Source organism: Burkholderia sp. E168m23 (genome assembly GCF_016586125.1).
In the GTDB taxonomy this organism is placed as follows: domain Bacteria; phylum Pseudomonadota; class Gammaproteobacteria; order Burkholderiales; family Burkholderiaceae; genus Burkholderia; species Burkholderia orbicola.
The window spans coordinates 1-11,381 of sequence record NZ_BCPP01000004.1; the positions used below are offsets into that span (position 1 = coordinate 1).

The window sequence follows — 11,381 nt, forward strand, 5'->3', positions numbered from 1 at the left end:
GCTGGCCACGCACGAACCCGACGCGCTGCGCGTCGCGCGCGTGGGCCGTGCAGCGAAGGACTGGCTGCGCATCGCACTGGGCGGCGACGTCGCGGCCGACCCGAGCGACGCGTGCGCAACCGCGCTCGCGACGCCCGACGGCGCGTGGGACAACGCATTGATCGACACGCTCGGCCTGCCTGCCGACCGCTTCGCGCCGGTGCGTGCGTCCACCGCGCGCTGCGGCGTGCTCGGCGCGCAGGCCGCGGCCGCGCTCGGCCTGCCGGCCGGCGTGCCGCTCGCGACGGGCGCGGCCGATACCGCGTGCGCGGCGCTCGGCAGCGGGCTGGCCGCGGCAGGCGACGCGCTGCTGACGACCGGCAGCGGCGGGCAGATCGTCGTGCTCGCGGATACGTTGCCGCCCGCGCGGCGCGGCTTGCATCGCTATCGTGCGGCAGCCGGCGGCGGCTATTACACGATGGCGGCGATGCAGAACGTCGGGCTCGCGCTCGAAGCCGTGCGCGGCTGGCTCGGCTACGCGCGATGGGCCGATGCGTATGACGAAGCGTTCGCCCAGCCGGCGTCCGAACGGCTGTGCTTCCTGCCGTACCTGACCGGCGAGCGTTCGCCGTGGATGAACCCCGATGCGCGCGGCGGCTGGCTCGGCCTCGGGCTCGCCGACACGCGCGGCGCGATGATGCGCGCCGCATTCGAAGGCGTCGCGTTCGCGTTGCGCGCGGGGCTCGATGCGATCCGCGACGCCGATCGCGGCGACGCGGTGACAACGCTGCGTCTCGCGGGCGGCGGCTCGGTCGATCCGCGCTGGCGCCAGTTGCTCGCCGACGCGCTCGGCGCGTCGCTGCACGCGATCGATTGCCCGAACGCCGCGACGCGCGGCGCCGCGCTGCTCGCGGGCGTCGCGATCGGGCATTGGCGTGAAGATGCGTTGCGCGCGCTGGCGCCGGGCGCGTCGCCGATCGCCGCCCCGCACGACGACCGCCTGCTGGCCGCCCGCCACGCGCGCTTCATCGATCTGTACGCCCGCACGGATGCATGGTTCACGACGGGCGTTTAAACTCGAACACTTGTTCTTTTGCGCCAGCGATGACGCATCCTGGCAAGCCGGCGACCGTTTCCCGCACGCGATGCGCGGCGGGAGCGGCCATCATGGCGAGCACGAGATTCTTGCGCCGTGCCACGCGGCACGGCTTCGACCGCTTTGCACGAAACCCGGGCCGGCGCCGCACGCCGGCCCGGGCCGATCTCACCGACACACAGGAGTGACACGATGAAAACGAAAGCCGCGATTGCATGGAAGGCGGGTGCGCCGCTGACGATCGAGGAAGTCGATCTCGAAGGGCCGCGCGCCGGCGAAGTGCTGATCGAAGTGAAGGCGACGGGCATCTGCCACACCGACTACTACACGCTGTCGGGCGCCGATCCGGAAGGGATCTTCCCGGCGATCCTCGGCCATGAAGGCGCGGGCGTGGTGGTCGACGTCGGCCCCGGCGTCGGCACGGTGCGCAAGGGCGACCACGTGATTCCGCTCTACACGCCCGAATGCCGCGAGTGCAAGTTCTGCCTGTCGCGCAAGACCAACCTGTGCCAGAAGATCCGCGCGACGCAGGGCAAGGGCCTGATGCCGGACGCGACGTCGCGCTTCTCGCTCGACGGCAAGCCGCTGTTCCACTACATGGGCACGTCGACGTTCTCGAACTACATCGTCGTGCCGGAGATCGCCGTCGCGAAGGTGCGCGAGGACGCGCCGTTCGACAAGATCTGCTACATCGGCTGCGGCGTGACGACGGGCGTCGGCGCGGTCGTGTACTCGGCGAAGGTCGAGGCCGGTGCGAACGTGGTCGTGTTCGGCCTCGGCGGGATCGGCCTGAACGTGATCCAGGGCGCGAAGATGGTCGGCGCGGACAAGATCATCGGCGTCGACATCAACCCGAAGCGCGTCGAGCTCGCGAAAAAGTTCGGGATGACGCACTTCATCAACCCGAACGAAGTCGAGAACGTCGTCGACCACATCGTGCAGTTGACCGACGGCGGCGCCGACTATTCGTTCGAATGCGTCGGCAACGTGAAGCTGATGCGCCAGGCGCTCGAATGCACGCACAAGGGCTGGGGCCAGTCGTTCATCATCGGCGTGGCGGCGGCGGGCGAGGAGATCAGCACGCGTCCGTTCCAGCTGGTGACGGGCCGGGAGTGGAAGGGCTCGGCGTTCGGCGGCGCGCGCGGGCGCACCGACGTGCCGAAGATCGTCGACTGGTACATGGAAGGCAAGATCAACATCGACGACCTGATCACGCACACGCTGCCGCTCGAGCGGATCAACGAAGGCTTCGACCTGATGAAGGCCGGCGAGTCGATCCGCTCGGTCGTGCTGTACTGACCGGAGCGCACCGCCATGCTCGAACTCGTTTCCTCGCATGCGTGCCACGGCGGCGAGCAGCGTTTCTACCGTCACGATTCGGCGGCCATCGGCCTGCCGATGAAGTTCTCGGTGTATCTGCCGCCGCAGGCCGCGCACGGGCGCGTGCCGGCGCTGTTCTATCTCGCGGGGCTCACGTGCACCGACGAGACGTTCGCGATCAAGGCCGGCGCGCAGCAATACGCGGCGCGGCACGGCATCGCGCTCGTGATGCCCGACACGAGCCCGCGCGGCGCGGGCGTGCCGGGCGAGACCGATGCGTGGGACTTCGGCGTCGGCGCGGGTTTCTACGTCGATGCGACCGAAGCGCCGTGGTCGACGCATTACCGGATGGAGTCGTACGTGACGGGCGAGCTGCGCGAGCTCGTCACGGCCGAGCTGCCGATCGACGGCGCGCGGCTCGGCATCTTCGGTCACTCGATGGGCGGGCACGGGGCGCTGACGCTCGCGTTGCGTCATCCGGGCCTGTACCGGTCGGTGTCGGCGTTCGCGCCGATCGCCGCGCCGACGCGCTGCCCGTGGGGCGAGAAGGCGTTCTCCGGTTATCTCGGCGCCGATCGCGAGACGTGGAAGGCGCACGACGCGAGCGAGCTCGTCGCGCGCGCCGATGCGCCGAAGTTCGCGGACGGCATCCTCGTCGATCAGGGGCTGGCCGACCAGTTCCTCGCGAACCAGCTGAACCCGGACGTATTCGAAGCCGCGTGCGCGAAGGCCGGCCAGCCGCTGACGCTGCGCCGCCATCCGGGCTACGACCACGGCTACTACTTCATCTCGACGTTCATCGCCGACCACCTCGCACATCATGCGCGTGTGCTGGCGCGGTGAGCCGGAACCGACACACGTCGCGCATATGGCGCGCCGCGACGTAATCGCGGGCGCATGAAAAAACGCCGGCGCTGCCCTCGGGCACGCCGGCGTTTTCATTGGCATCGGGCGGCGATGCGCCGGGCCGCGATCAGTTGCGTCGCAACAGGCTCGCGCCGTACACGAGCGCCGACAGCGCGGTGATCCAGAAGCTCGTCGGCCAGTCGGTGTGATACGCGAGCACGATGCCGGCCCACGCTTCGAACAGCGCGAACAGGGCGGCGAGCAGCACGCCCGTCGACAGTCGCGTCGACACGTTCTGCGCGGCCGCGGCCGGCCCGACCAGCAGTGTGAACACGAGCAGCACGCCGACGATCTGCGTGGCCGCGGCCACCGCGAGCGCGCACACCGCGAGGAACAGCATCGACACCGTGCGCAGCGACACGCCCTTGGCTTCGGCCAGTTCGGGCTGCAGCGACGCGAACAGCAACGGCCGCGCGATCAGCGCGAGCGCGGCGAGGCTCACCGCGCCGATGCCAGCGAGCACCGCGAGCGTGTCATGGCTGACCGCGAGCACGTTGCCGAACAGCAAGGCGGTGACCTGCGTCGCGAACGACGTGTAGAAGTGCAGGAACAACAGGCCGAAGCCGAGCGCGCCCGACAGGATCACGCCGATCGCGACGTCGCGGCCCGCGAGCTTTTCGCCGAGCGCGCCCATCCCGATTCCTGCCACGAGCGTGAAGCCGACCATCCCCCAGATCGGCGAGATGCCGAGCAGCACCGCGCCCGTCGCGCCGGTGAAGCCGACGTGCGACAGCGCGTGACCGGCGAAGGTCTGCCCGCGCAGCACCAGGAAATAGCCGACGATGCCCGCGAGCACCGCGACGATCCCCGACGCCGCGAAGGCGTTGATCATGAAGTCGTATTCAAACATCGTGCGAATGCCCGGGATGAGCGTGTCCGTGGTGGTGATGGCCGTGGCCGCCGCCACCGCCGTGCGAATGGCCGTCGTCGTCCTCGTGTTCGTGATCGTGCTTCTCGACTTCGACGTCGCCCGACATCACGAAGATCTTGCCGTTCACGCGCATCACGTCGATCGGCGAGCCGTAGAGGCGCGATAGCACGGGCTTCGTGATCACCTCGTCGACGGTGCCGAGCGCCGCGACGCCGTTGCCGAGATACAGCACGCGGTCGAGCGCGTTCAGCAGCGGGTTCAGTTCGTGAGCGGAGAACAGCACGGTGATGCCGAGCTCGCGCTGCACGTTGCGCACGAGTTCGACGACGCCGCGCTGGTGGTGCGGGTCGAGGCTGATCAGCGGCTCGTCGAGCAGCAGCAACTTCGGATTGCCGAGCAGGCATTGCGCGAGCAGCAGGCGCTGCCGTTCGCCGCCCGACAGTTCGGACAGCGGCCGGCGCGCGAGCGACGGGCCGCCGACGAGGTCGAGCACGCGATCGACGTCGCGGCGCGTGGCCGCGTTCGTGTGCGGCAGGCCCCAGCGGTGGCCGTCGGCGGCCATCGCGACGAAGTCGTAACCGCGCATCCGGCGGTTCGCGAGGCCGCTCCTGATCTGCGGCATGTAGCCGATCGATGCGTTGCCGCGCGCGACCGGCACGCCGCCGACCGACAGCGTGCCGGCCGACACGGGGACGAGGCCGAGCACCGCGCGCATCAGCGTCGTCTTGCCCGCGCCGTTCGGCCCGAGCACGCCGACGAATTCGCCGGGCTCGATCGAGAAGCTGACGTCGCGCAGGATCGTGCGGCCGCCCAGTTCGAGCGTGACGCGATCGAGTGCGAGTGCGTGGGGAGTGGCGGTCATGGGGTTACGGTGGTCTGTTACTTGCCGGCGGAAAGCGCGTTGCCGAGCGCGTCGAGCTGGCCGCCCATCCATTGCTGGAAGGTCTTGCCGGCCGGCTGCGTCTCGGTGACGCTGACGGTCGGCACGCCGCCGTCGCGCGCGATCTTCAGCATGCGCTTGGTCATCGGCTCCTCGGCCTGGCTGTTGTAGATCAGCACGCGCACCTGCTTCTTGCGCAGGTCGCCCTCGAACGCGGCGACGTCCTGCGCGCTGGCTTCGGTGTCGTTCATCGTCGCGAGCTGGAAGCGCTGGTTGCGCATGTCGAGGCCGATCGCGTCCGACATATAGCCGAACACGGGCTCGGTGGCCGTCACGGGCACGCCCTTGTATTTCGCGCGCAGCGCGGCGATCTTGTCGTCGACGGGCTTCAGCGACGCGACGAACTTCTGCAGGTTCGCCTCGTATTCGGCCTTGTTCGCCGGGTCGGCGCGGCCCAGCTCGGCCGCGATCGCGCGTGCGGCCGCCGGCATCGTCGCCGGGTCGTACCACAGGTGCGGGTTGTCGCCGGCCTTCTTGCCGACGAGATCGGCGACGACGATCGTCGCGCGCTTCGCCTGTTTCGACGCGCCGAGCAACTTGCCCATCCACGGATCGTAGTCGGCGCCGTTGTAGATCACGACCTGCGCGTGCTGGAGCGCGCGGGCCGTCTTCGGGCTCGCTTCGAACAGGTGCGGGTCCTGATCCGGATTGCTGAGGATGCTGGTGACCGCGACGTGGCGGCCGCCTATCTGCGACGCGACGTCGCCGTAGAAATTCTCCGCGGCGACGACGTTGACGGTCGCGGCCTGCGCGACCACGGGCGCGGCGAACGACAGCGCGGCGACGGCGGCGGCCAGCCAGCGGACAGGCGACAGGGCGCGCCGCGGCGCGCGCTTCAGGGCAATGGACATGGAACTCCTCGTTGGAAGGGCGACGCGTACGCCGCGCGATTCGGCGTCAGCGCTGCGCGGGCTTGCGCTTGCAGTGCCCGCACAGGCCGCTCAGCTCGACGACCTGGTGGTGGACTTCGAAACCGTGCGCGGGCTCGCTCGCGGACAACTGCTTCGCGAGGTCGCCGCCGGGAATCTCGACGGTGTCGCCGCACGAATCGCAGATCAGGAACTGGCCTTCGTGCGGCACGCCGATCTCGCAGCAGGCGAAGAACGCGTTCTTCGATTCGATCCGGTGGATGAAGCCGTGCTCGACGAGGAAATCCAGCGCGCGATAGACGGTCGTCGGCGGCACGCGGCCGCGCTGCGGTTCGAGTTCGGCAAGCAGGTCGTACGCGCCGATCGGGCGCTGTGCGGCCAGCACGCGTTCGTAGACCTGGCGGCGTAGCGGCGTCCACGCGAGCCCGTGCTCGGCGGCGAATGCGTCGGCCCGGGACAGCCGGGCGTCAATGGACGATGAGGTAGCCATGGCGTGAAGCAGGGCGATGAAACAAAGTACGGCGATGATATAACGTATCGTCGCGTCGTGCAGCGCGAATTCCGTTTTCCGCCTCGTTCCGCCCACGCTCCGTCCCCTTCATCGTCGATACCACCGCGCCGCACCGTGCGTCCCGCGCCTTGCCGCGCGGGCACGGCGGGGCGTCGTCGTGCGCCGCCGTGCCGCAGCGCGTCATAGAAAGCCGTCACGTCGCCTTGACAGCGCGCATCGCGTATCCGATCATTCGATCACTAACAGAGCAATTGATCGGTAGATGAGCGTTCGCTCACCTCGACCGTCGTGCAACAGAACGAACCGGAGACAGCCAGTGAGACTGGAAGACAAGGTCGCGATCCTGACGGGCGCCGCAAGCGGCATCGGCGAGGCGGTCGCGCAACGCTATCTGGACGAGGGCGCGCGCTGCGTGCTCGTCGACGTGAAGCCGGCAGGCGGCTCGCTCGCGCGGCTGATCGAGGCCAATCCGGGCCGCGCGGTGGCCGTCACGGCCGACGTCACGCGCCGCGACGACATCACGCGGATCGTCGCCACGGCGGTCGAGCGCTTCGGCGGCGTCGACATCCTGTTCAACAACGCGGCGCTGTTCGACATGCGCCCGCTCCTCGATGAATCCTGGGACGTGTTCGACCGGCTGTTCTCGGTCAACGTGAAAGGGCTGTTCTTCCTGATGCAGGCGGTTGCGCAACGGATGGTCGAGCAGGGGCGCGGCGGCAAGATCGTCAACATGTCGTCGCAGGCCGGCCGCCGCGGCGAGGCGCTCGTTTCGCACTACTGCGCGACCAAGGCCGCGGTGATCAGCTATACGCAGTCGGCCGCGCTCGCGCTCGCGCCGCACCGGATCAACGTGAACGGCATCGCGCCGGGCGTGGTCGACACGCCGATGTGGGAGCAGGTCGATGCGCTGTTCGCGCGCTACGAGAACCGGCCGCTCGGCGAGAAGAAGCGGCTCGTCGGTGAAGCCGTGCCGCTCGGCCGCATGGGCGTGCCGGGCGACCTGACGGGCGCCGCGCTGTTCCTCGCGTCGGCCGATGCCGACTACATCACCGCCCAGACGTTGAACGTCGATGGCGGCAACTGGATGAGCTGACGTGGCGCCGCTCGCACGCGCCATCCGCCGGCCGGCCCGCGACGCAGCGGCCGCCGTCGCACGAGGAGGGCTCGCCTGATGGCCGAGATCGTCGTCGCCGGCGAACTGCTGGCCGAATTCGTCGCCGCCGAGCGCGGCCAGGGTTTCGATACGCCAGGCCTGTTCGAAGGACCGTTCCCGAGCGGCGCGCCGGCGATCTTCGCCGATCAGGCCGCGCGGCTCGGTGCGCGCGTCGCGTATGCGGGCTGCGTCGGCCGCGATGCGTTCGGCGATGCGATCGTCGCGCGGCTCGCCCGGGACGGCGTCGACGTCGCGCGCATTCGTCGCGTCGCCCGCCCGACCGGCACCGCGTTCGTCGCGTATCGCGACGACGGCTCGCGCAGTTTTGTGTTCACGTTGTCGACCAGTGCCGCGGCGTGCGTCGATGCGTCCGACGTCGACACCGCGATGTTCGACGGCTGCCGCTACTTCCACGTGATGGGCTCGTCGCTGACGAGCGAATCGGCGATCGCGGCCGTGCAGCGCGGCGTGATCGAGGCTGCGCGCGCCGGCGCCAAGGTGTCGTTCGATCCGAACGTGCGGCCTGAAATGCTGAGTTTCCGCCCGATGCGCGCGGCGCTCGACGAGATGCTCGCCGCGTGCCACCTGTTCCTGCCGAGCGAAGCCGACCTGCCGTTCTTCTGCGGCCCGCAGCCGGCCGAGCGCGCGATCGCGGGCCTGCTCGCGACGCATCCGCTGCTCGAGCGCGTCGTGCTCAAACGCGGCGCGCAAGGCAGCGTCGCGTTCGATCGCGCGCACCGTGCCGAAGCGCCGGCGTTCCCGGTCGACGAAGTCGATCCGACCGGCGCCGGCGACTGCTTCGGCGGCACGCTGGTCGCGAGCCTCGTCGCGGGCGTGGCCGTCGACGTCGCGCTGCGCCGTGCGAACGCGGCCGGCGCGATCGCGGTCACGCGGCGCGGCCCGATGGAAGGCAACAGCAGCGCGGCCGAGATCGACCGCTTCCTGACCGAACGGGGGATCGCATGTCCGGCCTGACGACCGTTGCCGAACGCCCGCGCACCGCGCACGCGGACACCGTGCTGCGGATGATCTTCGACGCGAACCGCGCGGACGCGCAGCGCGGCATCTATTCGGTCTGCAGCGCGCACCGGCTGGTGCTGGAGGCCGCGTGCGAAGCCGCGCGCGCGGACGGCTCGCCGCTCTTGATCGAGGCGACCTGCAATCAGGTCAACCATCTCGGCGGCTATACGGGCATGACGCCGGCCGATTTTCGTCGCGACGTCGATGCGATTGCCGCGCGCTGCGGGCTCGCGTCGTCGGCGCTCGTGCTCGGCGGCGACCATCTCGGCCCGAACCCGTGGCGGCACCGTCGCGCGGCCGACGCGATGCGGGAAGCCGCTGCGATGGTCGCCGCGTATGTCGAAGCCGGTTTCGAAAAGATCCACCTCGATGCGAGCATGGCGTGCGCGGACGATCCGGCACGGCTCGACGATCGCACGATCGCCGCGCGCGCGGCGGAGCTGTGCCGTGTCGCGGAAGACGCGGCGGCGCGCGTCGGGATCGCGCCCGTCTACGTGATCGGCACCGAGGTGCCGACGCCGGGCGGCGAGGTGAGCGGCGACGCAAGTAACGATGCGATCGCGCAGATCGCGGTCACGCGCAGCGACAGCATCGCGGCGACGCTCGACGCGCACCGCCGCGCGTTCTCGGCGGCCGGGCTCGACGACGCGTGGACGCGCGTCGTCGCGATCGTCGCGCAGCCGGGCGTCGACTTCGACGATCGCCACGTGCTCGATTACGACAGTGCCAAGGCCGCGTCACTGGGCGCGAGTATCCTGCAGACACCGCGCCTCGTGTTCGAAGCGCATTCGACCGATTACCAGACGGAAGCCGCGCTCGCCGCGCTGGTGCGCGACCACTTCGCGGTGCTGAAGGTCGGCCCCGCGCTGACGTTCGCGCTGCGCGAGGCGCTGTTCGCGCTGACGTTCATCGAGGACGCGCTGATCGACGACGTCGCGCAGCGCTCGCGGTTGCGCGACGTCGTCGATGCGGCGATGCGCGCGCAGCCCGAACACTGGGCGCCGTACTACCGCGGCGACGAGACCGCGCAGCGGCTCGCGCGCCAGTTCAGCTACAGCGACCGCATCCGCTATTACTGGCTGCAGCCGGCCGTCGCGGCCGCGGTCGAGCAGCTGTTCGGCAACCTCGCGCGGCAGCCGGTGCCGGAGACGCTCGTCGCGCAGTGGCTGCCGGATGTCTACGCGGCGTGCCGCGCGGGCGGCCTCGCGAAAGAGCCGCGCGCATGGGTGCGCCACCGGATACGCGACGTGATCGCGCACTATGCGCGCGCGTGCGGGATGCAGCGGCCGGCATGACGGGCCGCGAAGGAAACGACGCAACACCGACACAAGACCGACGACATTTCGAACAATCACAGGAGACATGCCATGCAACGAAAGATGCTCGACGCCGCCGCACGCTGTTTCGCCGGAGCCGCGCTCGCGACGGCGGCCTGCGCGGCGTCCGCCGGCACGCTGACGATCGCGACGCTGAACAACCCCGACATGATCGAGCTGAAGAAGCTGTCGCCGGCGTTCGAGAAGGCGAACCCCGACATCAAGCTGAACTGGGTGATCCTCGAGGAGAACGTGCTGCGCCAGCGCGCGACGACCGACATCACGACCGGCAGCGGCCAGTTCGACGTGATGGCGATCGGCACCTATGAAACGCCGCAGTGGGGCAAGCGTGGCTGGCTCGCGCCGATCACGGGGCTGCCGGCCGACTACGACCTGAACGACATCGTGAAGACCGCGCGCGACAGCCTGTCGTACAACGGTCAGCTCTACGCGCTGCCGTTCTACGTCGAAAGCTCGATGACGTTCTACCGCAAGGACCTGTTCGCGGCGAAGGGGCTGAAGATGCCCGACCAGCCGACCTACGACCAGATCGCCGAATTCGCGGACAAGCTGACCGACAAGTCGAAGGGCACCTACGGGATCTGCCTGCGCGGCAAGGCCGGCTGGGGCGAGAACATGGCGTACGTGTCGACGGTCGTGAACACGTTCGGCGGACGCTGGTTCGACGAGAACTGGAACGCGCAGCTCACGTCGCCCGAATGGAAGAAGGCGATCAATTTCTACGTGAACCTGCTGAAGAAGAACGGCCCGCCGGGAGCGAGCTCGAACGGCTTCAACGAGAACCTGACGCTGACCGCGTCCGGCAAGTGCGCGATGTGGATCGACGCGACGGTCGCGGCCGGGATGCTCTACAACAAGCAGCAGTCGCAGGTGGCCGACAAGATCGGCTTCGCGGCCGCGCCGGTCGCCGCGACGCCGAAGGGCTCGCACTGGCTGTGGGCGTGGGCGCTGGCCGTGCCGAAGACGTCGAAGCAGCAGGACGCCGCGCGCAAGTTCATCGCGTGGGCGACGTCGAAACAGTACATCGAGATGGTCGGCAAGGACGAAGGCTGGGCGTCGGTGCCGCCGGGCACGCGTACGTCGACGTATCAGCGCGCCGAGTACAAGGCCGCCGCGCCGTTCTCGGACTTCGTGCTGAAGGCGATCGAGACGGCCGACCCGAACGATCCGTCGCTGAAGAAGGTGCCGTACACGGGCGTGCAGTACGTCGGGATTCCTGAATTCCAGTCGTTCGGCACGGTGGTCGGCCAGTCGATCGCGGGCGCGGTCGCGGGCCAGATGTCGGTCGACCAGGCGCTCGCCGCCGGACAGGCCGCGGCCGACCGCGCAGTGCGGCAGGCCGGCTACAAGAAGTAACGCGCAAGCCGTCGCGCGGCCCG

Annotated in this window: 11 protein-coding genes; 7 read left to right on the forward strand and 4 right to left on the reverse strand. The window is 69.6% G+C overall.

From position 1 onward, the window contains the following. The 3 genes from JMF90_RS00395 to fghA all read left to right on the forward strand — a co-directional run. Positions 1 to 1,054: FGGY-family carbohydrate kinase (locus tag JMF90_RS00395; protein ID WP_201324925.1), on the forward strand; the 1,054-nt coding region annotated here is incomplete at its 5' end. Between the two features lie 213 nt (positions 1,055 to 1,267). Then, positions 1,268 to 2,374 (forward strand): S-(hydroxymethyl)glutathione dehydrogenase/class III alcohol dehydrogenase, encoded by a 1,107-nt coding sequence (locus tag JMF90_RS00400; protein ID WP_006483756.1) that lies wholly within the window; start codon positions 1,268 to 1,270, stop codon positions 2,372 to 2,374. Between the two features lie 15 nt (positions 2,375 to 2,389). Further along, positions 2,390 to 3,238: an S-formylglutathione hydrolase gene (gene fghA / locus JMF90_RS00405; RefSeq protein ID WP_011546088.1), complete on the forward strand. Its 849-nt coding sequence runs from the start codon at positions 2,390 to 2,392 to the stop codon at positions 3,236 to 3,238. 130 nt (positions 3,239 to 3,368) lie between these two features. On the opposite strand, the gene JMF90_RS00410 is transcribed toward fghA, so the two are convergent. From JMF90_RS00410 to JMF90_RS00425, 4 genes are read right to left on the reverse strand one after another with little or no spacing between them, the layout of a single operon-like run. Further along, positions 3,369 to 4,151 (reverse strand): metal ABC transporter permease, encoded by a 783-nt coding sequence (locus JMF90_RS00410; RefSeq protein ID WP_011546087.1) that lies wholly within the window; start codon positions 4,149 to 4,151, stop codon positions 3,369 to 3,371. Continuing rightward, positions 4,144 to 5,034 (reverse strand): ABC transporter ATP-binding protein, encoded by an 891-nt coding sequence (locus JMF90_RS00415; RefSeq protein ID WP_011546086.1) that lies wholly within the window; start codon positions 5,032 to 5,034, stop codon positions 4,144 to 4,146. The genes JMF90_RS00410 and JMF90_RS00415 overlap by 8 nt, the downstream gene beginning before the upstream one ends. A 17-nt stretch (positions 5,035 to 5,051) precedes the next feature. After that, complete coding sequence (locus JMF90_RS00420; RefSeq protein WP_011546085.1) at positions 5,052 to 5,963, reverse strand: metal ABC transporter solute-binding protein; 912 nt, start codon at positions 5,961 to 5,963, stop codon at positions 5,052 to 5,054. Positions 5,964 to 6,009: 46 nt separating this feature from the next. Continuing rightward, complete coding sequence (locus tag JMF90_RS00425; protein WP_011546084.1) at positions 6,010 to 6,471, reverse strand: Fur family transcriptional regulator; 462 nt, start codon at positions 6,469 to 6,471, stop codon at positions 6,010 to 6,012. Positions 6,472 to 6,808: 337 nt separating this feature from the next. Between JMF90_RS00425 and JMF90_RS00430 the strand changes: the two genes are divergently transcribed. The 4 genes from JMF90_RS00430 to JMF90_RS00445 all read left to right on the forward strand — a co-directional run bounded on the left by JMF90_RS00430 (position 6,809) and on the right by JMF90_RS00445 (position 11,358). Next, complete coding sequence (locus JMF90_RS00430) at positions 6,809 to 7,585, forward strand: L-iditol 2-dehydrogenase (RefSeq protein ID WP_012329130.1); 777 nt, start codon at positions 6,809 to 6,811, stop codon at positions 7,583 to 7,585. Between the two features lie 78 nt (positions 7,586 to 7,663). Beyond that, positions 7,664 to 8,620: a sugar kinase gene (locus JMF90_RS00435; RefSeq protein ID WP_006477972.1), complete on the forward strand. Its 957-nt coding sequence runs from the start codon at positions 7,664 to 7,666 to the stop codon at positions 8,618 to 8,620. Then, positions 8,608 to 9,960: a D-tagatose-bisphosphate aldolase, class II, non-catalytic subunit gene (locus tag JMF90_RS00440; RefSeq protein WP_011546082.1), complete on the forward strand. Its 1,353-nt coding sequence runs from the start codon at positions 8,608 to 8,610 to the stop codon at positions 9,958 to 9,960. The genes JMF90_RS00435 and JMF90_RS00440 overlap by 13 nt, the downstream gene beginning before the upstream one ends. A gap of 72 nt (positions 9,961 to 10,032) precedes the next feature. Then, positions 10,033 to 11,358, forward strand: coding sequence for a sugar ABC transporter substrate-binding protein (locus JMF90_RS00445; RefSeq protein WP_006477974.1), 1,326 nt, complete (start codon positions 10,033 to 10,035; stop codon positions 11,356 to 11,358). Positions 11,359 to 11,381 lie beyond the last annotated feature (23 nt).

Bases quoted from the DNA above. Each gene is read 5' to 3' on its own strand.
- JMF90_RS00400 (WP_006483756.1), top strand. From the start codon at position 1,268: ATGAAAACGAAAGCCGCGATTGCATGGAAGGCGGGTGCGCCGCTGACG.
- fghA (WP_011546088.1), top strand. From the start codon at position 2,390: ATGCTCGAACTCGTTTCCTCGCATGCGTGCCACGGCGGCGAGCAGCGT.
- JMF90_RS00410 (WP_011546087.1), bottom strand. From the start codon at position 4,151: ATGTTTGAATACGACTTCATGATCAACGCCTTCGCGGCGTCGGGGATC.
- JMF90_RS00415 (WP_011546086.1), bottom strand. From the start codon at position 5,034: ATGACCGCCACTCCCCACGCACTCGCACTCGATCGCGTCACGCTCGAA.
- JMF90_RS00420 (WP_011546085.1), bottom strand. From the start codon at position 5,963: ATGTCCATTGCCCTGAAGCGCGCGCCGCGGCGCGCCCTGTCGCCTGTC.
- JMF90_RS00425 (WP_011546084.1), bottom strand. From the start codon at position 6,471: ATGGCTACCTCATCGTCCATTGACGCCCGGCTGTCCCGGGCCGACGCA.
- JMF90_RS00435 (WP_006477972.1), top strand. From the start codon at position 7,664: ATGGCCGAGATCGTCGTCGCCGGCGAACTGCTGGCCGAATTCGTCGCC.
- JMF90_RS00440 (WP_011546082.1), top strand. From the start codon at position 8,608: ATGTCCGGCCTGACGACCGTTGCCGAACGCCCGCGCACCGCGCACGCG.
- JMF90_RS00445 (WP_006477974.1), top strand. From the start codon at position 10,033: ATGCAACGAAAGATGCTCGACGCCGCCGCACGCTGTTTCGCCGGAGCC.